Origin of the sequence: Providencia sp. (assembly GCF_003533305.1) — a bacterium.
In the GTDB taxonomy this organism is placed as follows: Bacteria; Pseudomonadota; Gammaproteobacteria; order Enterobacterales; family Enterobacteriaceae; genus Providencia.
The window spans coordinates 97889-121841 of the sequence record NZ_DOEH01000001.1 but is presented as its reverse complement, the minus strand read 5'-3'; the positions used below and the strand labels follow the sequence as shown (position 1 = coordinate 121841).

The window sequence follows — 23953 nt, the reverse complement described above, 5'->3', positions numbered from 1 at the left end:
ATTATCAAATAAAGATTTTAAAAAATACCATTATGAACACGCATTAGCTCATCTAGAAGTGCTTTCAAAACGTTTTGAAAATGGCAGTACTACGACTAGCAGGGATATTAGTTATCAAGAGGCTGCTGAAATAAATAAAAAAGCATTTACAGCCTGTGACATGCCCTTTGATGCTTGGTTCTTTGCAGATGTTTTTGATGTCTTAGATGATGAAACTAATCAAAAGATTTGGGATGACATGCTAAATGCACTGGCGAATGATTCCCATGAAAGTGAAAAAAAAGTATTTTTATTTCTTTGGGATAAAATGAAAAATGTATCGGACTTAGATAAGATCGAGAAAAGCAAAAGATGGAGCAATAGACTTGAACGTGTAATTATTTCATTTAAAGCATGATTAGAAATTATATTTTATTATTCTCATTTTTTATAATTTAGGTATTGTTAAATTAGCTGAATAGGTGAAATTATGAGATTTTGTATTTTTATTAATTACATAATTAAATTTATCATTAATATGTTTTTATTATTAATTTCTATAAATGTTTATGCAGAAAATAGACCGGGCTTTGTTTGTGGTAAGTTTAATGGCACTGTTATAGAGGTTCCTGTCAAGTATGCTTTTCCATTTGCGGAATATGAAGGGTATAGCTATTTTGACCCAAGATTTATTGAAAATAAAAAAGGGTGTGAGGCTAATTTTAGAGAATTAACACTAACCACGTATTGGCCTTATATGACAAGTGTTGATTCCAAAAAAAAATTTCATCTTGAAATAGATGAAAAAACGATAAGAATTATATTGAAGCCAATTAGAGAGAAAGATTATTCATTAACACAGAAAATGAGTAATTATCTAAATGCATCATATTTAGGAAAGAGAAGTCAAATATTTTATGACGATGATTCTGAACTTCAATATGTTGAATATTTTGATGATTATAACGTATCTGAAAAACTATATAGTGGAAAAAAAACTCAAAAGAAAAGAACTTTTTTTTGGTTCGAAAATGAAAATGAAGTTATTGCTATCTTAGAATGCTTATGGTTACCATTGGAAAATAAATATTTAAGTTGTAATATGAGTTTTTTAATATTGGAAATGAGAATATTAGCAGAGGTTAGGTTTAGCTTTGATAAACATAAAAAATGGAGAGATATAATGAAAGAAACTAAGGTTTTTGTGATTGATTTTATTAAGGATGAATATTATGAGTAAAGATATGGCTAGCTTTTCAATTAATTATAATGATATTGTAAATTTGAAGGCTATTTTAAATGAAGGAGATTTGGAAGAGTTTTACAGATATCTTGCTGATAAGGGTGATATGTATTAATTAACAGCACCTGGGAGTTATAATGAGCATGGTTTCTTAAGTCGATTGCACTTTCATTATGGTTTAGATGTTTATAGTGATGATCTGAAATACATGTATTTAAGAGAACAATTATATAGGGTTCAACAGGACCTAGCTAAAGAGTACATGGTGTTAATAGAAAGTAAGCTTAAAAATAATATGAGTAAAGGAGGGTTTATAAATATATCTAGTGAGGATATTTATAAACACTATCTGAATGTTTTAGAAAAAAATAATATGTTTATGAGATATTGGGATACTAATATAGCAATGTTGTTTTTTACTACTGAAGAACGAAGGGAGTATTGGAATAGTAAATTAAATAATAGTGATTCATTCAAAGGCCAAGTGATTCATTATTTTAAAACTATAAATTCCCTATTGGATATTTATGATAAATACACTGATAAAAAAAGTTCTCATATAGCGCGGTACTTGAAAAATAACTATGATTTATTTATGTATGAAAAGGGGGGGGAGCTAATTGAAGAGCAGAAATATATAATCTTAAAAGATAAATATGTTTGTGACTTAATATATTCTGTTCATATGAGGTATGTTAAATATAAAGATGAAATTGATATTAAAATAGGGAATGTGTATGATTTGATAAACTATCAAGAAAATGAATTATTTCGTTCTGATGAGGTTGATTTGAAAAATAAAATTAAATTAGAGGTGTTGGAAAAAGATATTAAAAGTAGAAGGAAAAAAAGGTCAGTTGGCAATTATACTGATGAGTTTGTTGCGAAAACAGATGAAGCTATTAGGGTACATGAAGAGTTTAAGAAAATACAAAAACCTGAATTTATTTATGATTACTTAGAAAGAGAAGGTTCTAATTATGCTGTTATTGCAAACGGATTGATTAAAAAAAAATCTTTATCTGGAAAGGTTGCAAGTAATTATATAGTTAAAGAGTTAGAAAAAAATGAAGTAAATGGAAATAAAGTTATTTTGGATAAATTAAAAATTGATTTGGCAGAAGAGACTCTTTTAACATTCATATCACGAAGTGATAGTGATGGAGTTATACGGGGAGATTTAACATCACAAGAAGCACAACATATTCATTATAATGCTTTTAAGCGTAATGGCATATCAAGGTATGGATGGACATTAACAATTCCTTACCAGATATTGCCAGAAAGTAAACATGAAGAAGTTCATCTTCAAATGTTAAAATCTGCAGGCAATGATCTGGCTGAATTTCAATTTTCTATTTACTTAAGTGATGAAATGTTTCTTGAAATAATTAAAAATCCAAAGATAGAATCGATAAAATCTTATGTTAATTGGGGGGAACATTATTAACCATTGATAATATGAAAGAAACGGGATCTGTCTTCGGTGAATACCTTGTAGAAAGAGGAATGACATTCAAAGAATTTATAGCAGCTAACGTGAACGAATTAAAAAAGGTTATACCTAAAAGCGATTTAGATATTTATGGGGTCGAGAGAAAAATATTACCGACTGAAACTCAGCCTATAAATCGAGGAGTATCATCACCTCCTCCAATTAAGTATCCACATAATATGGTAGAGAAATCGATATTGGAAAATACGTATCCAAAAGCTGAACCGAATAGACAATTAGCACCACTAACCACAGGCTTACTTGATAGATTAAAAGTAAATGAAAAACCAGTAACAACAAATCATTATCTAGAACGCCCGAGTGTTGTTCTTCCTGGCACTCCAGGCTTTAAAGATTTCCCTAAAGAAACAATGAAAAATACTCATCACTTCGAGAATATGGTTGGTCAGTTAAGTGATAATATGTCATCAATGAATAACTCAATGGGTTCATTTGAAGATAGATATTCAATGCCTCAAATGCCAAGTATACCTGAGTTTAGTTATAGAGGTTATTCTTCGGGTGGATCATTTAGCTTTAATTAATATTTTAAAAATCTATTTATACTAAAATAAACTATTTTTATTACTAATAATAGCATAGTGATTGCTGATGTTTATTTATTATGTAAGTGATGTATTCTTTATATAAATAATTTTTAAGATTGTGGATTATTAAATTTATTAGTGACAAGGATGTATATGAATTATAAGTTAATGGTTGTTTTTTCAGTTTTTCTTCTAGGTGCTTGTCAAACTTTTCAAGGAAATAAAGGTAAAGAAAATGATGGAAATATAATTAGCTCTTCTGAAAGAAAAGATATTAAAACACCTAGTCTATTTTTTAAGCTACAGATGTTATGCTTTTATGAATTTAAGGATGTATTAGATAGAGAAAAATGTGCCAGACTCAAGAGTAAAAAAGAAGACAATCCATTTTTCAATTTTATAAAGTACCCAAAGGAAGCATTTGTTAAAAATTTAAACCATGAAAAGGCAATATATTTTTATCGTAAGAATTTAAATGAAATGGGAATGCCATATAATGCTTGGATTTTAGCAGATGTTTTAGATGTTGTTAATGAGAGAAACAGAGAGACGCTATGGCAACAGTTTGTTTATGTTATGAATAAGGATGATCCAGCAGAGGAAATTAAACTATTCATGATACTTTGGTACACAATGGTAAGGGAAGCAGCTAAGCCATTATCAGATAAGCAAATTAAAAGTAAAAGATGGTTGATGAAAATGAGGCAGATTACTTTAGTTAATAATATAGAGAGAAAATTAGATTTTGTATTCGAAGAAATGATTAATGATTCAAAACTTTCTAATGAAAACTAAAGGCGTTCTAATGATGATTTTAAAATTTAAATCTATTTCTATATTAATCTTTATTTTGCTAAATATATTATTTTTAATTATCACAAATAAAAGTTATGCTTTTAATGATAGATATAGCCTTCACAAGGTCAATAATTCAGATGATAAATATTTTAGTATTTTCATTTATCTAGAACAAGAATTTCTAAATAATCACATGAAGGAGCGAGGTGATTCATTAACTAGTGAAAAACGAAGTAAGTATCAACATGAGCTGAAATTAGCATATGACCGAGTTATGAAAAATCGTAAAGAAAGTGATAATATTCCAATTGGTGATATTACCTATCAAGAATATATTAATATCAATAAAGAAGCGAGGTTAAATTCAGGAATTCCATATGAAGGTTGGTTGTTTAAAGATGTATTTGAAGTGTTATCTACAGATAAACAAATGAAAATTATAGGCGAGCTATTAAATAGCTTTTCTAATAAATCACTTAGTGGTGAATCAAAGCTATTTGTTAGTATTTGGCTAGATATGAAAGAAGAAGCTGCGCAGCCAGCCTCGATGAAACGAAAACAAAGCCAAGCTTGGTTAGAGAAAATGCGAAAAATCCCTTTAGTTATTACATTAGAAGACACGATAAATGAAACAGAAAAACTGGTTAATGAATTTATATACTAAGAGGTTAATTATTAATTAAAATTATGGGGGCTATTATGATGTTCATTTTATTTGTAAATGGTTTTATGAACAAAATTAAAGTCTAATAGCAACTATACGGTTATTGCTGTTTATTCAAACTTCCAGCAATAACCGTTACTTTAAATAATCATTAAATTAATTGATATAAGCCAACTCAACTTGCTGGCAGCCTAATGTTTTCAATGTATTTTCAGTTACACACCAATGTTTAACAATGGCATCTTGTTTTTCAACAAAAGTGGCTTGGTCAATCGAATGGATATCTTTACCTGCAAGATTAATCATGATCAATGCAGCTTGTAACGGTGGTAAGCTTGGGTTAAACGCGGCATTTTCAGCGTAACGCCCTGTAAATAAAGAACCATCTTTCAACTGCAATGCAATGCCAGAATGGGATTCACTATAAGGTGCATGAGATTGATTTGCGGCTTCAATAGCAGCACATAATAATCTGTCACGGCTTGGTGTTTTATAGCCGTGGTCAGTGGTATCCATTAACAGTGTGGTGATATTTAAATCCGCTGGACCAAATGAATCAGGTAAATATTCATGTAAGGTTGCGGGTTTACGCTCTGGCAAATGAACCATGATGTTGCCACCTTCACGCAATTCATTCATAAACTGTCTGCAGTGGCCACAAGGGGTATAGTTCACTGTAATTGAAGTCAGTTTTTTCTCACCTTTTAACCATGCATGAGTGACTGCACATTGTTCTGCGTGAATAACTTGTCCCATCGATACTTGGCTAAATTCCATGTTGGCACCAAAGTAGATATTACCACTTTCACCGCAAGCGATTGCGCCTACATAAAAGTGAGAAATGGGGGTAATCGCATAGGATGCGGCAAATGGTAGGAGTGAAAATGCAAGTTCAGAATCACTACAATCACATTCATTTTTAATGTGTTTGACTTGTTCAGCGGTTAGCATTGCTGGGAAATTAGGTTGATCAATAATAGGCCTAAGTACAGACTGTAGTTTTTCTGGAAGCTGGGACCAAGCGGCTTTAAATCTTGAATGCATGAATTACCCTCCCTATTTTAATTACTCTCATTCTATTCAATTAGTCACCTAACAAAATGTGATCTAAGTCTATTTTACAATGAAATGAATGAAACAAATATTACAAATGAGAGATGTATCTCATGTTTTTATCGTTTAAAGAATAAATAAGAGGATATGTAATCGCTCTTATTTATCTTATTAATGAGTTTAGCTAAAAAGATGAATAATGACAGGAAATATAAATGGGGCAATTAATGATGTGATGACACCACAAGTCATTAGTGCCAGTGAGCTATACGCCCCTTCAATATAATTGACCTCAGCACAACGTGCAGTACCGAGTGCATGAGAAGCGGTTCCCATTGCTAATCCCCTTGATGCATGTGTACGAACCCGCAAGACATCGAATAAACTATGACCAAACATTGCACCGAGTATCCCAACAAAAAGTACGCAGGCGGCACTAATAGCAGGTATTCCACCAATAGAATCTGCGACAGCCATGGCGATTGGAGTAGTAACCGATTTGGGTAGGATAGATGCCGCAATATCAGGTGTCGCTCCAAGCCATAATGCAATCGCGGCACCTGTAAACATAGCGACAAGGCTACCTGCAAAACAAATACTAAATAGTGATTTCCATTGGGCGCGAATTTGATGCATTTGCTCATAGAGCGGGAACGCTAATGCTACTACCGCAGGCTGCAATAAATCATTCAAAAGCTTACTACCTGCAAAATAATGCTCATAAGAAGTATTGGTAACAATAAGCAATGGAATAATAACCGCAATAGTAATGAGCAAAGGATTAAGCACAGGTAATTTGCATTTAATCGAAAGCAGACGAGCAAGATAAAACACCACAATAGTGAGCGGTAGTGACCACCAAATATGCTCTAACATTATTCATTCCCCTTAGTTTTATCATTATCGATAACAGAAGACAGGGTCTCTTCAGGGGGGAGTGAAACTTCGTCAGGTTTTACGCCAACAACTGGGCGTTCTTTATGAACATAGTTAGAACTGATGGCAACGACAATCATCACAATGAGTGTGCTTGCTAAGCATGAAATTAAAATGGGGATCATTTGTTGGCTTAAAAGATCATAGTAATTCATGATCCCAACCCCAATAGGAACGAAAAGTATTGTCATATTTTTTAATAGGATACTACAGCCTGGTTGTGCCCAATGTGCGGGAACAATCTGGAATGCCAGTAATATAAACAGAATTAACATACCAACAATACTGCCGGGAATAGCGAATGGAAGAAGTGTAGAAATTAGGTTTCCGACAATAAGACAGAGGTAAAGAATTGCGAAAGCTCGCAAGTATTGCCATCCAGTTATCATCACCTGTTTAAATGACATGAGACTTGTCCTGTTACTCTATATTCATTCATCATACAATTAACTTTGTAATTGTGCTAGGGATCACAAAAAAAAGCTGTAAAAAAAAACGGAAAACTGAATACTCATCATACTTCAAGTTGCTTTGGTTATAGTTAATTTTCAGATTTCTGAGTCACATAGCATTTCTATGCACCTTGGAATATCTTCGCTTACTATTCACATACAACTTAAACTATTTAGAGTATCGTTTCTCCGCTTTTCACTTAGTTATTAACGCATGCCCAATTGGGTTTCGTTATTTATTTTACTTGCATACCCGGCTGAGCACCGTTATCAGGGCTAAGTAGGTAGATATCGTTACCGCCAGGACCTGCTGCCATCACCATGCCTTCAGAAATACCGAAGCGCATTTTACGTGGAGCAAGGTTTGCAACCATGACGGTTAAGCGACCTTCTAACAGCTTAGGATCAGGGTAAGCAGAACGAATGCCTGAGAACACTTGGCGCGTTTCTCCACCAATATCAAGCAATAATTTTAGCAGCTTATCAGAGCCTTCAACAAAATCAGCTTGCTTAATTAATGCAATACGTAAGTCAATTTTTGCAAAATCATCAAAGGTGATTGTCTCTTGAATCGGGTCGTCAGCAAGTGGGCCCGTCAGTGTTGAGATGGGCTTAATGCTCTCTTTTGAGGCTTCAACCATCGCTTCCACTTTAGACATTTCAATGCGATTAAATAACGCTTTGAACGGCGCTACATGGCTGTCTAATAACGGTGAGTTGATAGAATCCCAAGTCAATTCAACATTCAAGAAAGCTTCAACGCGTTTAGTTAGACCTGGCAGAACGGGTTTTAAATAGGTCATTAATACACGGAACAGGTTAATGCCCATAGAGCAAATATCTTGTAGCTCTTGGTCTTTACCTTCTTGTTTTGCGACCACCCAAGGTGCTTTCTCATCAATATAGCGGTTAGCAATATCAGCTAATGCCATGATTTCACGAATAGCTTTACCGTAATCACGGTTAGTATAATCATCACCAATGGTTTGTGCGGCATCAATAAATTGTTGATACAGCTCAGGTTCAGATAATTTGGCGGATAACTTGCCATCAAAACGTTTTGTAATAAAGCCAGCATTACGTGAGGCTAGATTGACGACTTTGTTGACGATATCGCTGTTTACGCGCTGAATAAAATCTTCTAAATTTAAATCGATATCATCAATGCGTGAAGAAAGCTTAGCGGCATAATAATAACGCAGGCAATCAGCATCGAGATGATCCAAATAGGAGCGAGCAGTAATAAATGTACCGCGCGATTTAGACATTTTAGCGCCATTAACCGTGACATATCCGTGAACAAAGATATTGGTTGGTTTACGGTAATTACTGCCTTCAAGCATGGCAGGCCAGAATAAACTGTGGAAATAAACAATATCTTTACCGATAAAATGATAAAGATCTGTTTTTGAATCTTTCTGCCAAAACTCATCAAAGCTTAAGTCGCCACGTTTATCACATAAGTTTTTAAATGAACCCATGTAACCGATTGGCGCATCTAGCCATACATAGAAGTATTTACCCGGCGCATCTGGAATTTCAAAACCAAAATAAGGCGCATCACGGGTGATATCCCATTGCTGTAAGCCAGACTCAAACCATTCTTGCATTTTATTAGCGACTTGCTCTTGTAGGGCACCAGAGCGAGTCCATGCTTGTAGCATGTCGCTAAATGCAGGCAAATCAAAGAAAAAGTGTTCAGTATCACGCATAACAGGTGTCGCCCCCGAAACCACCGAGCGCGGGTTGATAAGCTCTGTTGGGCTGTAGGTTGCGCCGCAGACTTCACAGTTATCGCCGTATTGATCTTCTGACTTACATTTTGGGCAAGTACCTTTGACGAAACGATCTGGCAGGAACATGCCTTTTTCTGGGTCATACAGTTGAGAAATTGTACGGTTTTTAATAAAACCATTATTTTTCAACTGTGTATAAATATGTTCCGCTAACGTTTTATTTTCTTCACTGTGAGTCGAGTGATAGTTATCGTAACTAATGGCGAAATCAGCAAAATCGTTCTGATGCTCTTGGCTCATTTCGGCAATCATATCTTCTGGGGAAACACCCAGTTGTTGAGCTTTAAGCATGATTGGTGTTCCGTGCGCATCATCAGCACAGATGAAATGAACCTCTTTGCCGCGCATTCGCTGATAACGGACCCAAATATCAGCCTGAATGTGCTCCAGAATATGACCGAGATGGATTGAACCGTTAGCATAGGGTAACGCACAGGTTACCAGTAGTTTATTCGCGACTTGAGACATAGTAACTTTCTTACTTCCATTATTATAAGGGTCTTTGATGTTAACTCATCAAAACTGATGTCGCTAGGGTAATACAATATTAATCGGTAATTATTGTGAAAAAGAAAAGAAATTTTTTACACTTAGTGGTTTTTAGTTAGCTTGGCGGTCACTATTTTTTATGTTCTCTGTTATGATTAATCATAGTAAAAGTAATAGAGTTATAAAGTAGTTTAAAATAGTTTAAAAATATAAAATAAAGGAGCAGGGATGAGCGATAAATCTCCCGAGCAGAACAAACCAGAACTGCTGACTGAACAAGTCTCCACTGTTTTGGCTTCATTTACACACCCAACACTACAGCGTAATCTGATTTCAATCAAAGCGTTACACCACTGTGCTATGTTGGACAATGTGCTGCATGTCGAATTAGTTATGCCATTCGTTTGGAAAGGGCCATTTAAAGCACTAATCAGCGAAAAAACGGCAGAATTGAAACAGCTTACTGGTGCTCACGCCGTTGAGTGGAAGCTTCGCCATGATATCACTACCCTAAAACGTGCGAACGATTTAGCCGGCATTAAGGGCGTTCGTAATATTTTAGCGGTAAGTTCTGGTAAAGGTGGTGTGGGGAAATCCAGCACTTCCGTTAACTTGGCATTAGCGCTTGCTCAAGAAGGTGCTAAAGTTGGTATTCTGGATGCGGATATTTATGGTCCATCAATTCCAAATATGTTAGGTACCACGCTTGAACGTCCATCATCACCTGATGGCCAACATATGGCACCAATTATGGCATATGGCATCGCCACTAACTCGATTGGTTATTTAGTCACTGACGATAACGCGATGGTATGGCGTGGCCCGATGGCGAGCAAAGCATTAATGCAAATGTTGCAAGATACTTTATGGCCTGATTTAGACTATTTAGTTATCGATATGCCTCCGGGTACTGGTGATATTCAGTTAACACTTTCTCAAAATATTCCTGTAACGGGCGCTATTGTTGTGACCACTCCGCAAGATATTGCACTAGTGGATGCGATGAAAGGGATTGTCATGTTTAAAAAAGTCAATGTGCCAGTACTTGGCGTTGTCGAAAACATGAGCGCACATATTTGCAGTAACTGTGGGCATGTTGAGCCTATTTTCGGGACTGGCGGTGCTGAAAAACTCGCAGAGAAATACAATACTAAATTGTTAGGGCAAGTTCCTTTGCATATCTCTTTGCGTGAAGATCTTGACCGTGGACAACCAACAGTAATGCGTGATCCTGAAGGTGAGTTTGCGGATATATACCGTGAAATTGCTTCTGGCATTTCTGCATTAATGTATTGGGAAGGGGATAAAATCCCGACTGAGATCTCTTTTCGTGCAGTTTAAATAAATAGTTTAAATGTATAGAGATTGGTAGAGGCTATTTCAGATAGCCTCTTTTATTATTGATGTCATTTTTCTTCTTGTTTTACCTCTATTCTGATTTATTTCTCGATTGTTTCTTTATTTCCCGATGATGGGTAGAATGTGCCTATGAACTTATTTATAGATGCTTGTATCAATAAATATTGATAACAAATTTTATTCCTATGGCGAATGCCTAAAAGGTGATTATGAAATTTTTAATTTTTATTGTCGTGTTAGTGCTGATTGTTATTTATTTTTATAATCGCATTGTTGCATTACGTGAAGCTGTTGTTTCGAGCGAGACAGAGATCTCCGTCCAATTAGATCGCCGCGGAAAAGTTTTTGATAGCTTGTTGGCAACAGTTAAAAAGTATTTGAGTCACGAAACTGAGGTTTTCAGCAAAATTACAGAGCTGAGAACACAGGCACAAAACGCAACGGGTGATACCGCTCGCGAAGCTGAAAATGCGTTGTCAAAAATGGTGACAAGTGGTGCGATTAATGTGGCGGTAGAAGCTTATCCTGAGCTTAAATCAGACGCTATTATGGCCAATTTACAAGAAGAGATTATCTCTTCTGAAAATAAATTGTCATTTGCTAAACGTGGTTATAATCGCGCGTTAGAAACTTATAATGCGTATATTGCGTCTATGCCAGCCGCCATTATTGTTGGCATAATTCCTAGCTTAAAAATCTCTAAAGAATACTGGCGTCTTGATGAAGAAACGATTAAAACGGAAGAGTCTCGCCGTATTAATTTCGACTAACTAAATGCCTCATCTAAATGACGAAAAATAATTAGCAATACAGGTTAAAATCGAGATGCATTTTTGCATCTCGATAGTAAATGTCTTCAGATGACAGGATTGTTTATGGATTTTAGAAACGTTATACGTAAAAACAACATTCGTACACGATTAGTCGTTGTGAGTTATATATTGTTGATGCTGATTATTGGATTGCTTGCTGATTCGGCAACACATCCTGATGAGCGTATTGACCTATTAGATAATATGTTAGCGTTTATCACTTTCCAACAACTGCCTATGGCGACTTTTATTATTTTAGCATTGACCTTTCTTGGGCTTATTTATATTCATTTTAGAGGTCATAAAATGATGTTGGCAGGTATGGATACCAAAGAAATTACCTTAGAAAATGCCAGTACACCTGAAGAAAAACAGCTAATTAACATTTTAGAAGAGTTAAGTTTAAGTGCAACATTAGGTTATATACCGCGGTTGTATATCTTAGAAAGTGATGAACCTAATGCATTTGCTGCGGGTTGGAATTCAAAAAATGGTCTCGTTGGTGTCACTCGTGGTCTTTTACAATCGTTAAATCGCCAAGAAGTTCAAGCGGTAATGGCCCATGAAGTCGGGCATATTATTCATGGTGATTCTAAGCTCACTTTATATGTGGGAATACTGGCGAACGTGATATTAACTATTACCAATATCTTTAGTCAGATTTTTATTCGTAGTGCAGGGCGTAGTCGCAATAATGCGGCAAATAAAGCGCAAATTATTTTACTGGTGCTTAATTTTATTTTGCCTTGGATAACTCAAATTCTTTATTTTTATTTATCGCGTACGCGTGAGTATATGGCGGATGCCGCTGCGGTTGATTTAACGTCAGATAACCAAGCCATGATAAGTGCTTTAAAGAAAATATCGGGTAAGCATGAATCTAATGAATATGAGCATTCCAGTACAGGGCAAGCTTATCGTAAAGCTGCCTATATTTTTAATAAAGGCGATTCGGTTTTTTCAACCCATCCCTCAATTGAAAATCGAATTGCTGCTTTAGAAGGTCGTAAACAGTTTTAAATTGAAGTATTTCACCTCGCAAATGGGCTATTTATCAAATTAGGCGCGTTTTTTATCGGTCTTTGTTCACTGATACTGGAACAGCGCGCCATTACCTCCTATAATTCCGCAAACCATAACACTTTACTGTTATGCATTTCATTTTAGAATTATTTAACCAGGTTACCATTTTATGACTGACATAGCGCATCAATGTACCATTGTAGGTATATCAGGAGCCTCTGCATCGGGCAAAAGCCTTATCGCAAGTACCTTATATCGGGAGTTAAGAGAACAAGTTGGCGATCATAATATCGGTGTTATTCCAGAAGACTGTTACTATAAAGATCAAACAAATATTCCAATGGAAGAACGCCTTAAAGTGAATTATGACCATCCCAACTCGATGGATCACAGTCTACTCTATGAACACCTCAAACTACTCAAAAGTGGTCAATCCGTCGAAATCCCTCAATATGACTATGTCGCTCACACCCGCAAAGCCAAAACGCTCAGTTTTAGACCTAAAAAAGTGATTATTATTGAAGGTATTTTGTTATTAACGGATAAACGCCTGCGCGAGGAAATGGATTTTTCGATATTTGTCGATACTCCGCTTGATATTTGCTTGATGCGCCGTATAAAACGTGATGTAAATGAAAGAGGCAGAACATTGGACTCCGTCATTGATCAATATAATAGAACTGTTCGTCCTATGTTTTTGCAATTTATTGAACCGTCTAAACAATACGCCGATATTATTGTTCCACGAGGTGGTAAAAACCGTGTGGCGATTGACGTCTTGAAAGCTAAAATTGGTGAGTTTTGTAAGGATTAATGACGTCAGGTTAATCAACTGACAGTTTTAATGGCGATGAAACTGTCTTTGATTTAAAAGCCTATATTGGCATAAACGTGAATATAGGCATAAATAATGAAGGGGAAAACAATTATGCGTCTTTGTGACCGCGATATTATTCAGTGGATGGACGAAGGTCGGTTAGAGATAAGCCCACGCCCACCGATTGAACGGATCAGTGGTGCGACTGCAGATGTACGTCTTGGAAATCAATTTCGTGTTTTTCGAGGACACACTGCGGCATTTATTGATCTTAGTGGCCCAAAAGATGAAGTTAATGCTGCCTTAGAACGTGTAATGAGTGATGAAATCGTACTTAAAAACGATGAAGCATTTTTTCTCCATCCTGGAGAGTTAGCGCTGGCCGTTACCCTTGAGTCTGTTACGTTGCCTGATAATCTAGTAGGTTGGTTAGATGGTCGTTCATCATTAGCCCGACTAGGCTTGATGGTGCATGTAACTGCACACCGTATCGATCCCGGCTGGCGTGGTCAAATTGTGCTAGAATTTTATAATTCAGGTAAATTGCCGTTGGCGTTACGCCCAGGTATGGTTATTGGCGCTCTTAGTTTTGAACCATTGTCAGGCAGCGCTGATCGTCCTTATAATAGTCGGCAAGATGCTAAGTATAAAAACCAACAAGGTGCTGTTGGTAGTCGCATTAGTGAAGACTGATTAAGTCGGCTACGGTGGAAATTATCTCTTGTAATGGATATTAGAGAGATGATTTTTACTTATTTTCAAGGATAAATATGGTGTGAGCCTAATTTAATGGCAAAGCAGGCATAATAGTTTAGGAGAGGGATGAATGAAACGCTTTTTAACGACATTAATTATTTTACTTGTGGTCGTGGTAGCGGGTTTAACAACGCTAGTTATGTTAGTAAATCCGAATGATTTTAGGCATTATCTTGTCGAGCAAGTAGAGAAAAAAAGTGGTTATCAGCTTGAATTTAAAGGTGATATGCGTTGGCATGTTTGGCCGACATTAAGTATTATCACCGGTCCTATTTCTATCACTGCCCTAGAGGCAACTCAACCTATTCTTAGTGCAGATAATATGCGCTTAGATGTTGAATTATGGCCGTTAATTTCCCATCGTTTATCTGTTGAACAAATTGTTTTAGATGGTGCGGTTATCCGTAAAACGCCTGAAAGCGAATCACAAATTAAGCTTAACTCTCCAGTTCCGCCTGAGGGTAGTCATGTAGACGTTGATTCGACAGATAAAAGTAAATGGTTGTTAGACATCGAAAAAATAGATATCTCTAATAGCTTAGTGATTTGGCAAACTAAAAAAGATGAATATAACCTACGTAATATCAATTTATCATTGAAAAAAAGTGATGATAAGATAGTGACCGTTAAATTCAGTGGAAACCTGAATAAAAACCAACAAGAACTGAGTTTTGATACCCAAGCCGACATTGACCTGTCTAAATTTAACCAGCAAATCAGTGGACAACTGACCCAATTTGATTATCAATTTAGTGGTGTTGATTTACCTCAGGCTGGTATAACGGGGCAGATAACAACCGATTTTCTGTATGTTAAATCAGATTCAGGAACTGCAAGTCTTGATAATTTAATGATTAAGGCTAATGAAAGTGAATTAAAAGGTAATATTAGTATTCATTTAACGGAGATTCCTGCGATTATCATTAAGCTATCATCCGATAGTTTAAATGTAGATAGTTTATTAGGCATGCCGCATTCATCAGCGACCTCGCCAGTAGCAGCCGTAGATAATTCTGCAAGAGTGGGAGTGAAACCCGTTATATCGGGTTCGAATGCACAAAAATATGATTTGTCGGGTCTAAAGTCATTTACAGCAGATATTGATTTAACAGTGGGCAATCTTATTTATCGGGGTATGTCTGTCACTGATGTGAAGTTTAGTGCACAAAATCAAACACCACGCTTTACGATTTCAACATTAGAAGGTAAAGCGTTCGGTGGGCAATTTTCTTTACCCGTTACATTAAATTACAGCGCTATTCCTGCTCAAGTATCGGCAAAACCTGATTTCAAAAATATCAATTTAACGCCGCTATTACAGGCGTTTAAAATGCCTGAAAAACTTAGTGGTATTATTTCGCTCAAAGCCTCGTTATCCGGTGTCGGTTATGATGATTATGCAGTTAAAAATCTTTGGCAAGGGCCGCTCAATTTTGAATTAACCAATGCTAAACTTGCTGGGTTAAATATTCCACAACTTATTCAGCAATCTATTTCTCGGGTAACCAATAAGATTAATGCTCCGGTTAATACGGGTAATTATACTGAGGTCGATTTATTCACGGTCTCAGGTCGTTTGAACAAAGGCGATATGAATATATCATCTTTACGTGCTACATCTTCGCTTGTGAACATTAGTGGGCAAGGGCGTGTTAATGTGCCTAAAGAAACTATTGATGTAAATTTAGGCGTGAATATTGCGGGTGGTTGGGGCGGTGATTCACGCCTTGTCCTGCAACTCCAAGCCATGACTGTTCCTTTACGTATTTATGGTAGTTGGCATAGTTTGCAATATCAGCTAGATGTGGAAAAACTGTTACGTAATGAATTACGAACACAGGCCAAAGAAGCATTGGGTAATTGGCTTAAAAAAGAAGAAAAACAAGGGCTGAATAATTTATTAAATGCGTTATAAAAATAGATTAAATGATTCAGTAAAACTCCGGTTAAGGCCGGAGTTTTACTGTTACGGCGCTATTTTAATAAAAATTGCAATATGAGTAATTTATTAAATGATATAATAAACTAAGTCTTACCTGATTTAAAGGTAAGACTTATTGTTTTTAAGTTTGATAATATAAATTAATTTTTATTTATTTTTATATAACTCTATATATTTTTGAATATTATTATTTAACTCATTCAGTTGGTTATTTAAATTAGATATATGGTTTCTTTTTAGGTCAAGTTTAATCAACTGAGGACAATTCTGACGAATCTCTTCGATAATTTTTTGAATATTGACATTTATTTTTTTAAGTTTTTCATCATTATTGGTTTTATTTATAGTACCCATCTGAGGGTATGGTATTGATTGATTTTTTATATTCGTAGTAGAGCTTACTACGTTTGAATTCTGAAAGCTTGATGGCTGGTTAGCCATATTAGTTAAGTCAGTGTTTAATGATGTTTGTAATGATTTTCTATCTATAGCATTCATGATGGTTTCTCGTGTATAAGCCTGCTGAATGGTATGGATTATTTAATATAATCGACTTTGTTTCTTTTAAAAAACGCCACTGCATTAATTTATTGAGCTTTGTCTCGATGAGATTAGGATTTTAGGCAAAAAAATACCGACCATATAGGTCGGTATCAGTAAAAATAGAGCTAATTAGTCATCTTCATATTCATAACCATCTCCTACTGGCGCAGGAGGGGTGATCAATACTTTATTGACTCGATGGCTATTTACTTCTAGCGGCTGGAAAATACAGCCATTGATAGTAACTTGTTCGCCAACTTGTGGAACACGTTGTAGATGTTCCATTAGTAGCCCTGCAATAGTCTCGTATTCACGTTTATCATCCAGCTCCATTGGAATAAACATAATCAAGTCTTCCAGTGGCATAAAGCCATTGGCTATCCAAGTGCCATCATCGAGTTTTTGAATATCGTGGCGTGAGTCATTCTCTTCTTCGCCAACAGGCAAGTTACCGGCGATAGTTTCCATCACGTCAGTTAATGTCACGATACCTTCTATAGAGCCAAACTCATCTACCACAAAAGCAAAGTGGGTATGGGCCTTACGGAATTGTTCTAATGCTTTTAACAGTGATAGCCCTTCAGGGAAGATTAGCGGCTGTGTGATCAATTCGCGTAAATTTAATGGTTGACCGCTTAGTTGTTGTTTTACTAAATCAAGAATATAAACAATACCAACAGGTTCATCACTGATTGTTTCATCGACGACGACAAAACGAGAGTGCGGATTTTTTTCCATTAACTGTAATAATTCACTTGATGGCTTATTGATATCTAAATAATCCACATCATGACGAGAGGTCATAATGCTTTCGACGTTGCGCTGAGCCATACCTAATACACGGGCAATCATCAAACGTTCTTGTGGATCAAAAACAGATTGGTTATCCGCGATTAAATTAGAGGTATGAGGGTCAAGGTCAGCTCTTTCATGCTTACCACTTAATATACGTAAAACCGCTTCGGCGGTACGCTCACGCAGTGGGCGAGCACCTTTAAGAAACTTACGACGGTTAAACTGTGCGAACTGATTTAGCATCTCAATCATGATAGAGAAACCAATCGCAGCGTATAGATAGCCTTTCGGAATAGCGTAGCCAAATCCTTCTGCCACTAAGCTAAAACCAATCATCAGCAAGAAGCTGAGACAGAGAATAACGATAGTTGGGTGCTGATTAACAAAACTCGTCAACGGTTTACTTGCCCAGATCATCAGTGCCATAGCAATGGTTACGGCGGCGATCATGACACCAATATGGTCAACCATACCGACGGCAGTTATCACAGAATCTAGGGAGAATACGGCATCAAGGACGATGATTTGTGCAACCACCGCCCAGAAATTCGATGTTTTTCGTTGGGCACTCGCGTGTTCGTCTTTACCCTCGAGCCGTTCATTTAGTTCCATTGTGGCTTTAAACAATAGGAATAATCCCCCGATTAACATAATGAGATCGCGGGCGCTAAAAGGGTGCTCGAATAGGGTAACTATAGGCTTGGTTAGCGTTATTAACCATGACAGGCTAAACAGGAGAACCACTCGCATTACTAGCGCAAGCATTAATCCAGTTACACGGGCTCTGTCACGTAGCTTTGGCGGGAGTTTATCTGCCAAAATGGCTATGAAGACGAGGTTATCAATACCAAGAACGATTTCTAGAACGATAAGGGTTGCGAGACCAGCCCAAATCGAAGGATCTGCGATCCATTCCATACAGTTTGTTTTACCTTCTATGATAACGGCTTATGCCGACAGGTGAATAATGCGGTTTGTTTTATTAAATTTCAATACAAATTCATCTAAGTTGGATGATTCTGGAAAAAAATTATTAGTTAGAGCTTATCAATAGCAGCAATAGTTATTATTGACTCAATAACAGTGCATCAATCACTACCAAGGAGCACAATCCTGAGTTAACATGTGATCAGGTTAACAGAATGTCAGCACAATAGAGGCTGACTTGATCCAAATCAGACGGGAGTTTTTCATGTCAAAGCAGCAGATTGGTGTTGTCGGAATGGCTGTCATGGGGCGCAACCTAGCGCTGAATATTGAAAGCCGCGGTTACTCTGTTTCTATCTTTAATCGTTCTAAAGATAAAACAGATGAAGTTATTGCCGAAAATCCAGGGAAAAAATTAGTTCCCAACTATACTATCGAAGAGTTTGTTGACTCTCTGGAAAAACCACGCCGCATCTTGTTGATGGTTAAAGCTGGCGAAGCGACGGATAAAACAATTGCTGCGCTAACGCCTCATTTGGACAAAGGTGACATCTTAATTGATGGTGGTAATACTTTATATAAAGATACCATTCGTCGTAATCGTGAGCTATCAGCGCAAGGTTTTAACTTCATCGGTACTGGTGTTTCAGGTGGTGAAGAAGGTGCATTGAAAGGCCCTTCAATTATGCCTGGTGGCCAAAAAGAAGCTTATGAGCTTGTTGCCCCAATTTTAAAACAAATTGCCGCTAAAGCAGAAGGCGAGCCTTGTGTCGCTTATATGGGTCCAGATGGTGCTGGTCATTATGTGAAAATGGTTCACAACGGTATTGAATATGGCGATATGCAATTAATTGCAGAAGCGTATTCACTGCTAAAAGGCGCTTTAAAATTAAACAATGAAGAGCTAGCAACGACTTTTTCTGAATGGAATAATGGAGAATTAAGTAGCTATCTTATTGAAATTACCGCTGATATCTTCAAGAAAAAAGATGAAGATGGTATTTACCTTGTTGACGTTATCTTAGATGAAGCGGCAAATAAAGGTACCGGTAAGTGGACTAGCCAAAGTTCTCTTGATTTAGGTATTCCTGTTACCCTAATTACTGAATCTGTGTTTGCTCGTTATATTTCTTTCTTGAAAGACCAACGTGTTGCTGCATCTAAAGTATTAACCGGACCAGTATTAAAAGCGGTTGAAGGCGATAAAAAAGAATTTATCGAAAAAGTACGTCGTGCATTGTACTTAGGTAAAATCGTTTCTTATGCTCAGGGTTTCCAGCAATTAAAAGCAGCTTCAGATGAATATAATTGGGATCTGAACTACGGTGAAATTGCTAAAATCTTCCGTGCAGGTTGTATTATCCGTGCTCAATTCCTACAAAAAATCACAGATGCATACAATGATAATGGCAAAATTGCCAATCTACTGTTAGCACCTTACTTCAAACAAATTGCTGATGAATATCAACAAGCTCTACGTGATGTTGTTTGTTACGGCATTCAAAATGGTATTCCAACGCCGACATTCTCAGCGGCTATCTCCTATTATGATAGCTACCGTTCAGCAGTATTGCCTGCAAACTTGATCCAAGCTCAGCGTGACTATTTTGGTGCTCATACTTATAAACGTACTGATAAAGAAGGTGTTTTCCATACCGAGTGGATGGAATAATCTATTATAGCTTGTAAGTTATGACGTCAGTCAATAGGCGCTATTTATTAGCGCCTATTTGCTATTCAAGTTTAGTTACTCTTAAATAAGTCACTTCACGTTAGGCTTTTTTGCATATAATTGAATTAGAGTATTAGACCAGTACCCTGATAGCATCCTTATTTATTATCCGCTATTTATTATTCTTATCGCCATCATGGCTATTCTCAATATGACATAAATATATTGAGCATTAATCCAAGAGATTCACAACTTTAGAACTGTTTATATGCGTAAATTTTTGGTTTTGTTACTCCTTTTAGTTTTACTCGGCCCACTAGGGATTGATTTATATTTACCGACCATACCCGATATTGCAAAGGATTTAGGGAGTAGTGAGTCGGTAATTCAATCGACTATTGCTTTGTTTATATTAGTACTTGGGGTTGGGCAATTAGTTTCAGGACCGTTGGTTGACCGATATGGGCGTAAACCTGTCGCGATAGCGGGAATTATTATTTATATTATTGGTGCTTTGGTTGCTATATCAGCAACAACTTCAACGATATTTATCGTTTCACGTTTATTACAAGGGATTGCGGTTTGTTGTACTTCTGTGGTGGCTTTCAGTTGTGTCCGTGACCGCATGAATGGCACAGCAGCGGCACGAGCATTTGGTTTTTTGAATGGCACATTAAATATTGTTCCGGCTTTAGCGCCATTGCTTGGTGGGTTACTCGCTGAAGCTTGGGGTTGGCGGGCACCATTTTGGTTCCTTGCTCTGTATGCTATTTTGATTTTAATTTTAGTTATTCGATTTTTACCTGAAACACGACCCGCTAGCTTGCAAAGTGTGAAGAAAATCCAACTTAAAAATTATATTCGCATTATATCTAGCCATCATTTTCTGATTTTTGCATTAGTAAATGCTGGAACTATGGGTATGGCATTAACGTATGTTTCTCTCGCTCCAAGCGTTTTAATGGGGGATGCAAAATTAAGCCCGTTAGCTTTTTCTATTGTTTTTGGGATTAATGGATTTTGGATCATGTTTGTCAGCTATATTGCTAACTACTTTATTCATAAGATAGGACGACCAACCTGTTTATTAATCGGTAGTTCGATGATGGCTTTGGGAAGTTTAGGATTATTGTTAGGTTTTATGCTGCTGCCTATCGATGTGCAAAATCATTGGCTTGTTTATATGCTTCCCGTTATTTGTGCTTGCAGTGGATTGGCATTCATGATGGGAACGGCAACTAGCTACGCATTAGAGCCTTTTGGTAATGAAGCAGGAACCGCGTCGGCATTGGTCGGCTTTGTTCAAATGGCGGGTGGTGCCACATTGGGGCTTCTTGCTATTTCGTTGCCTATTTCCCCTAAATTATCTTTAGCGTTAGTTATGTTAATGGGTTGTATATTTGGATTAATTGCACGAAAAACGAGCTTAGGATTGGCGGTTACAGTGCAGAAATAAATTTATTTCAGTAATTTAGATCATTGGCTATAGGCCAACTTTTCTCTCCCTTTTATTGGTGGAATATACAATGAAAGGGAGAATATATAATTTAACATTTAGAGAAAAATAACGATATAATCCAAATTTAAGTGAATACTGTATTTCTGTTTCAATAAAATTAATGTATTTCTATATAATTAAAAGCTTCATTTCATATAAAATAGCGATTATAAAACTTATATTAGAATAATCTAATTAAGCTGGATTAATGTTGTTTTTAATTGTTAAATTAGCCCTATATTATGCTTTTCTTGATTTTTGTATATTTATTTTAAAATTAAAAAAATATTTAAAATAAGCATGGGTATTTAAGGTAATATTTTAATTTTTAGCGGTTTAATTTTTAATGAAAATATTTTTTTGTTTTTTTTAATGCTAACTTTAATAAGTGAGCGTGGAATCACAGTAATTGTTTATTATTTAATACTAGAATGCGGTTAATCTTTAGGAGGGGTCTATGCTCAAACATTTTGCTCCATTTTTAAAAGCCAGTTTTATATTTTTGCTATCTTTAGATAGTAAAAGCAGGGCTTTTTTGAGCAAAATTTGTTGGTTTGTCCCTATTACTTCTTTAGAAAAAGATGAGACGGATACTCACCAACAATCCGATAGTGATATTTCGGTTAATTGGTCTCAATTATGGCATAGCGCACAAAAACTTTATGTTTCTATTTGTTCTAGTTCACCTGAAAAAATCGAAAATAAAGGTCGTAATAAGCCATCTATTTCTTTGCATACCCGTAAAATTTACGAGTTATTATTTCTATTTCTGGCTTCAAGTTTACGTCAATTAATGACCTGTCGTCATACAAGTGGTGCACCTGGTGATATTCGTCAATCAGGGTTAATACCTTTAAAAGCACAATGCGCGTTTTCGCCATTGTGCTTTTTTTATTCTCTGAATTAAATTTTTTAAGGAGTTGTTATGTTTATAGTTTGTGTCGCAGCATGTCCCACCGGTGTCGCTCATACTTATATGGCTGCGGAGTCTCTTGATATCACAGGGAAAAAGCGTGGGCATGAGATTAAAGTTGAAACTCAAGGAAGTATGGGCGTTGAAAATGAAATCACCAGTGACGATTTGGCTCGCGCAGATGCGGTTATCCTTGCAGCGGATGTCGCCATTATTAATAGAGAGCGTTTTGATGGCATGATCAAACTTGAGTGCAGTGTTGCCGACCCTATCAAATTTGGTGAGGCAATTTTTGATGCGTTAGAGCAGGAGATGAGTGATGGTGAAGTTTAAAGGCGGCTCGCAGCCGGGCGTGGGAACTGAGATCAAAAATGCCATCATGACAGGAGTATCATGGATGCTGCCATTTGTGATTGCTGGCGCTGTCATTATGGGGATCTCTCGTATTGGTGCTTCAATGTATGGCATTGATAATATTTGGGATTCAAGCCATGCGGAGGCAACAAACTATATTATTCAAATGTTGCATAAATTTGATGGTTTTGGCGGATTAGCACTGTCTTTGATGTTGCCGATTGTTGCGGGCTATATTAGTTTTGCAATAGCCAATAAGCCCGGCTTAGCGCCTGGCATGGTCGGTGGATTATTGGCGAGTAATTTAGGCACAGGTTTTCTTGGTGCACTTGCCGCAGGTTTTATTGCAGGGTACATAGTTCGCTTTTTAGCGAAATATACTAAGTTACCAAAATCACTAGCTTCCGCCGGCCCAATATTCATTTTACCAGTGGGTGGAACATTATTAACCTGTATTGTGATGGCTTTTGTAATAGGCGCACCTCTAGCGGCTCTTAATCATGGAATGGAAAATTGGTTATTATCCATGTCTGGTTCGAATAAAGTTATTTTGGCTGCGGTTATTGGTGCGATGGTTGGTTTTGATCTTGGTGGCCCGGTAAATAAAGCGGCGGTTACAACTGCAATGGCGCTTTTGGCATCTGAAATTTATGAACCAAATACAGCGGCACAAGTTGCAATTATTATCCCACCGATTGGTATTGGGTTAGCAACACTAATATGGGCAAAACGTTTTCCTGAATCCTTACGTGAAGCGGGTAAAGCCTCTACACTAATGGGTTTGATTGGTGTTTCTGAGGGGGCGATTCCATTTGCGTTAGCAAATCCTAGGATCATTATTATTAATATTATTGGTGCTGCGACTGGAGCCGCAATGGCTGTTGGACTTGGCGCAATGAACCATGCCCCAATTTCCGGCTTTTATGGTTGGTTAGCAGTAGATAAATGGCCAATTTATATTTTATCCGTAGCGGTGGGCTCAGCCATTATTACGATTGGCTCATTATTAATTTTTCGTGGGAATGAACCTATTAACGCTAAAGGAGTAGAAGCTGCGCCTAAATTTAAAGTAGGACGCTAATCGTATTT

At 36.6% G+C, this 23953-nt stretch carries 23 protein-coding genes and 1 pseudogene; 18 read left to right on the top strand and 6 right to left on the bottom strand.

Annotation, left to right across the window (positions count from 1 at the left end; genetic code table 11):
• The 7 genes and pseudogenes from DD649_RS00515 to DD649_RS00485 all read left to right on the top strand — a co-directional run.
• Positions 1-397, top strand: a pseudogene (locus DD649_RS00515) (hypothetical protein); the annotation flags it as partial.
• A gap of 72 nt (positions 398-469) precedes the next feature.
• Entirely contained in the window at positions 470-1219 is a 750-nt protein-coding gene (locus DD649_RS00510; RefSeq protein ID WP_294101312.1) for a hypothetical protein, read from the top strand.
• Entirely contained in the window at positions 1212-1337 is a 126-nt protein-coding gene (locus tag DD649_RS00505; protein WP_294101309.1) for a hypothetical protein, read from the top strand. The genes DD649_RS00510 and DD649_RS00505 overlap by 8 nt, the downstream gene beginning before the upstream one ends.
• Before the next feature lie 150 nt (positions 1338-1487).
• Positions 1488-2672 (top strand): hypothetical protein, encoded by a 1185-nt coding sequence (locus tag DD649_RS00500; RefSeq protein ID WP_294101306.1) that lies wholly within the window; start codon positions 1488-1490, stop codon positions 2670-2672.
• Between the two features lie 11 nt (positions 2673-2683).
• Positions 2684-3262, top strand: a complete 579-nt coding sequence (locus DD649_RS00495; RefSeq protein WP_294101303.1) for a hypothetical protein — start codon at positions 2684-2686, stop codon at positions 3260-3262.
• 156 nt (positions 3263-3418) lie between these two features.
• Positions 3419-4060 carry a hypothetical protein gene (locus tag DD649_RS00490; RefSeq protein ID WP_294101300.1) on the top strand — a complete coding sequence of 214 codons (642 nt, stop codon included), beginning with the start codon at positions 3419-3421 and terminating at the stop codon, positions 4058-4060.
• Between the two features lie 10 nt (positions 4061-4070).
• On the top strand, positions 4071-4727 hold the full coding sequence (locus DD649_RS00485; RefSeq protein ID WP_294101297.1) for a hypothetical protein: 657 nt from the start codon (positions 4071-4073) through the stop codon (positions 4725-4727).
• A gap of 156 nt (positions 4728-4883) precedes the next feature.
• On the opposite strand, the gene cdd is transcribed toward DD649_RS00485, so the two are convergent.
• The 4 genes from cdd to metG form a co-directional block, all read right to left on the bottom strand.
• Complete coding sequence (gene cdd / locus DD649_RS00480) at positions 4884-5771, bottom strand: cytidine deaminase (protein WP_294101295.1); 888 nt, start codon at positions 5769-5771, stop codon at positions 4884-4886.
• A gap of 189 nt (positions 5772-5960) precedes the next feature.
• Positions 5961-6656 carry a CidB/LrgB family autolysis modulator gene (locus DD649_RS00475; RefSeq protein WP_294101292.1) on the bottom strand — a complete coding sequence of 232 codons (696 nt, stop codon included), beginning with the start codon at positions 6654-6656 and terminating at the stop codon, positions 5961-5963.
• Positions 6656-7123: a CidA/LrgA family protein gene (locus tag DD649_RS00470; RefSeq protein WP_294101289.1), complete on the bottom strand. Its 468-nt coding sequence runs from the start codon at positions 7121-7123 to the stop codon at positions 6656-6658. The genes DD649_RS00475 and DD649_RS00470 overlap by 1 nt, the downstream gene beginning before the upstream one ends.
• Before the next feature lie 281 nt (positions 7124-7404).
• Positions 7405-9432, bottom strand: a complete 2028-nt coding sequence (gene metG / locus DD649_RS00465; protein ID WP_294101287.1) for a methionine--tRNA ligase — start codon at positions 9430-9432, stop codon at positions 7405-7407.
• A 249-nt stretch (positions 9433-9681) separates the two neighbouring features.
• Between metG and apbC the strand changes: the two genes are divergently transcribed.
• The 6 genes from apbC (at position 9682) to asmA (ending at position 16135) form a co-directional block, all read left to right on the top strand.
• Entirely contained in the window at positions 9682-10794 is a 1113-nt protein-coding gene (gene apbC / locus DD649_RS00460; protein WP_294101284.1) for an iron-sulfur cluster carrier protein ApbC, read from the top strand.
• 227 nt (positions 10795-11021) lie between these two features.
• The gene (locus DD649_RS00455) at positions 11022-11582 is read left to right on the top strand and encodes a LemA family protein (RefSeq protein WP_294101282.1); all 561 of its coding nucleotides are present in this window, start codon (positions 11022-11024) and stop codon (positions 11580-11582) included.
• A 105-nt stretch (positions 11583-11687) separates the two neighbouring features.
• Entirely contained in the window at positions 11688-12644 is a 957-nt protein-coding gene (gene htpX, locus DD649_RS00450; protein ID WP_294101279.1) for a zinc metalloprotease HtpX, read from the top strand.
• Positions 12645-12816: 172 nt separating this feature from the next.
• Complete coding sequence (gene udk / locus DD649_RS00445; protein ID WP_294101276.1) at positions 12817-13461, top strand: uridine kinase; 645 nt, start codon at positions 12817-12819, stop codon at positions 13459-13461.
• Positions 13462-13575: 114 nt separating this feature from the next.
• Complete coding sequence (gene dcd / locus DD649_RS00440) at positions 13576-14157, top strand: dCTP deaminase (RefSeq protein ID WP_336428562.1); 582 nt, start codon at positions 13576-13578, stop codon at positions 14155-14157.
• Between the two features lie 133 nt (positions 14158-14290).
• A complete protein-coding gene (gene asmA / locus DD649_RS00435) occupies positions 14291-16135 on the top strand; it encodes an outer membrane assembly protein AsmA (protein WP_294101273.1) in 1845 nt (614 codons plus the stop codon).
• A gap of 174 nt (positions 16136-16309) precedes the next feature.
• Here the strand turns inward: asmA and DD649_RS00430 are convergent, their stop codons facing one another.
• Together DD649_RS00430 and DD649_RS00425 are read right to left on the bottom strand one after the other, a co-directional pair.
• Positions 16310-16660, bottom strand: coding sequence for a hypothetical protein (locus DD649_RS00430; RefSeq protein ID WP_294101271.1), 351 nt, complete (start codon positions 16658-16660; stop codon positions 16310-16312).
• Positions 16661-16834: 174 nt separating this feature from the next.
• On the bottom strand, positions 16835-18418 hold the full coding sequence (locus tag DD649_RS00425) for a TerC family protein (RefSeq protein WP_294101269.1): 1584 nt from the start codon (positions 18416-18418) through the stop codon (positions 16835-16837).
• Positions 18419-18692: 274 nt separating this feature from the next.
• On the opposite strand from DD649_RS00425, the gene gndA reads away from it, so the two are divergent.
• The 5 genes from gndA (at position 18693) to DD649_RS00400 (ending at position 23945) form a co-directional block, all read left to right on the top strand.
• On the top strand, positions 18693-20099 hold the full coding sequence (gndA, locus tag DD649_RS00420) for an NADP-dependent phosphogluconate dehydrogenase (RefSeq protein ID WP_294101266.1): 1407 nt from the start codon (positions 18693-18695) through the stop codon (positions 20097-20099).
• A gap of 268 nt (positions 20100-20367) precedes the next feature.
• Positions 20368-21555 carry a multidrug effflux MFS transporter gene (locus tag DD649_RS00415; protein WP_294101264.1) on the top strand — a complete coding sequence of 396 codons (1188 nt, stop codon included), beginning with the start codon at positions 20368-20370 and terminating at the stop codon, positions 21553-21555.
• Between the two features lie 499 nt (positions 21556-22054).
• Positions 22055-22504, top strand: a complete 450-nt coding sequence (locus DD649_RS00410; RefSeq protein WP_294101262.1) for a hypothetical protein — start codon at positions 22055-22057, stop codon at positions 22502-22504.
• 18 nt (positions 22505-22522) lie between these two features.
• A complete protein-coding gene (locus DD649_RS00405; RefSeq protein ID WP_294101260.1) occupies positions 22523-22843 on the top strand; it encodes a PTS fructose transporter subunit IIB in 321 nt (106 codons plus the stop codon).
• The gene (locus DD649_RS00400; protein WP_294101257.1) at positions 22830-23945 is read left to right on the top strand and encodes a PTS fructose transporter subunit IIC; all 1116 of its coding nucleotides are present in this window, start codon (positions 22830-22832) and stop codon (positions 23943-23945) included. Before DD649_RS00405 ends, DD649_RS00400 begins: the two co-directional genes overlap by 14 nt.
• Positions 23946-23953: the final 8 nt, after the last annotated feature.

Bases quoted from the DNA above. Each gene is read 5' to 3' on its own strand.
- DD649_RS00510 (WP_294101312.1), top strand. From the start codon at position 470: ATGAGATTTTGTATTTTTATTAATTACATAATTAAATTTATCATTAAT.
- DD649_RS00505 (WP_294101309.1), top strand. From the start codon at position 1,212: ATGAGTAAAGATATGGCTAGCTTTTCAATTAATTATAATGATATTGTA.
- DD649_RS00495 (WP_294101303.1), top strand. From the start codon at position 2,684: ATGAAAGAAACGGGATCTGTCTTCGGTGAATACCTTGTAGAAAGAGGA.
- DD649_RS00490 (WP_294101300.1), top strand. From the start codon at position 3,419: ATGAATTATAAGTTAATGGTTGTTTTTTCAGTTTTTCTTCTAGGTGCT.
- DD649_RS00485 (WP_294101297.1), top strand. From the start codon at position 4,071: ATGATGATTTTAAAATTTAAATCTATTTCTATATTAATCTTTATTTTG.
- cdd (WP_294101295.1), bottom strand. From the start codon at position 5,771: ATGCATTCAAGATTTAAAGCCGCTTGGTCCCAGCTTCCAGAAAAACTA.
- DD649_RS00475 (WP_294101292.1), bottom strand. From the start codon at position 6,656: ATGTTAGAGCATATTTGGTGGTCACTACCGCTCACTATTGTGGTGTTT.
- DD649_RS00470 (WP_294101289.1), bottom strand. From the start codon at position 7,123: ATGTCATTTAAACAGGTGATGATAACTGGATGGCAATACTTGCGAGCT.
- metG (WP_294101287.1), bottom strand. From the start codon at position 9,432: ATGTCTCAAGTCGCGAATAAACTACTGGTAACCTGTGCGTTACCCTAT.
- apbC (WP_294101284.1), top strand. From the start codon at position 9,682: ATGAGCGATAAATCTCCCGAGCAGAACAAACCAGAACTGCTGACTGAA.
- DD649_RS00455 (WP_294101282.1), top strand. From the start codon at position 11,022: ATGAAATTTTTAATTTTTATTGTCGTGTTAGTGCTGATTGTTATTTAT.
- htpX (WP_294101279.1), top strand. From the start codon at position 11,688: ATGGATTTTAGAAACGTTATACGTAAAAACAACATTCGTACACGATTA.
- udk (WP_294101276.1), top strand. From the start codon at position 12,817: ATGACTGACATAGCGCATCAATGTACCATTGTAGGTATATCAGGAGCC.
- dcd (WP_336428562.1), top strand. From the start codon at position 13,576: ATGCGTCTTTGTGACCGCGATATTATTCAGTGGATGGACGAAGGTCGG.
- asmA (WP_294101273.1), top strand. From the start codon at position 14,291: ATGAAACGCTTTTTAACGACATTAATTATTTTACTTGTGGTCGTGGTA.
- DD649_RS00430 (WP_294101271.1), bottom strand. From the start codon at position 16,660: ATGAATGCTATAGATAGAAAATCATTACAAACATCATTAAACACTGAC.
- DD649_RS00425 (WP_294101269.1), bottom strand. From the start codon at position 18,418: ATGGAATGGATCGCAGATCCTTCGATTTGGGCTGGTCTCGCAACCCTT.
- gndA (WP_294101266.1), top strand. From the start codon at position 18,693: ATGTCAAAGCAGCAGATTGGTGTTGTCGGAATGGCTGTCATGGGGCGC.
- DD649_RS00415 (WP_294101264.1), top strand. From the start codon at position 20,368: ATGCGTAAATTTTTGGTTTTGTTACTCCTTTTAGTTTTACTCGGCCCA.
- DD649_RS00410 (WP_294101262.1), top strand. From the start codon at position 22,055: ATGCTCAAACATTTTGCTCCATTTTTAAAAGCCAGTTTTATATTTTTG.
- DD649_RS00405 (WP_294101260.1), top strand. From the start codon at position 22,523: ATGTTTATAGTTTGTGTCGCAGCATGTCCCACCGGTGTCGCTCATACT.
- DD649_RS00400 (WP_294101257.1), top strand. From the start codon at position 22,830: ATGGTGAAGTTTAAAGGCGGCTCGCAGCCGGGCGTGGGAACTGAGATC.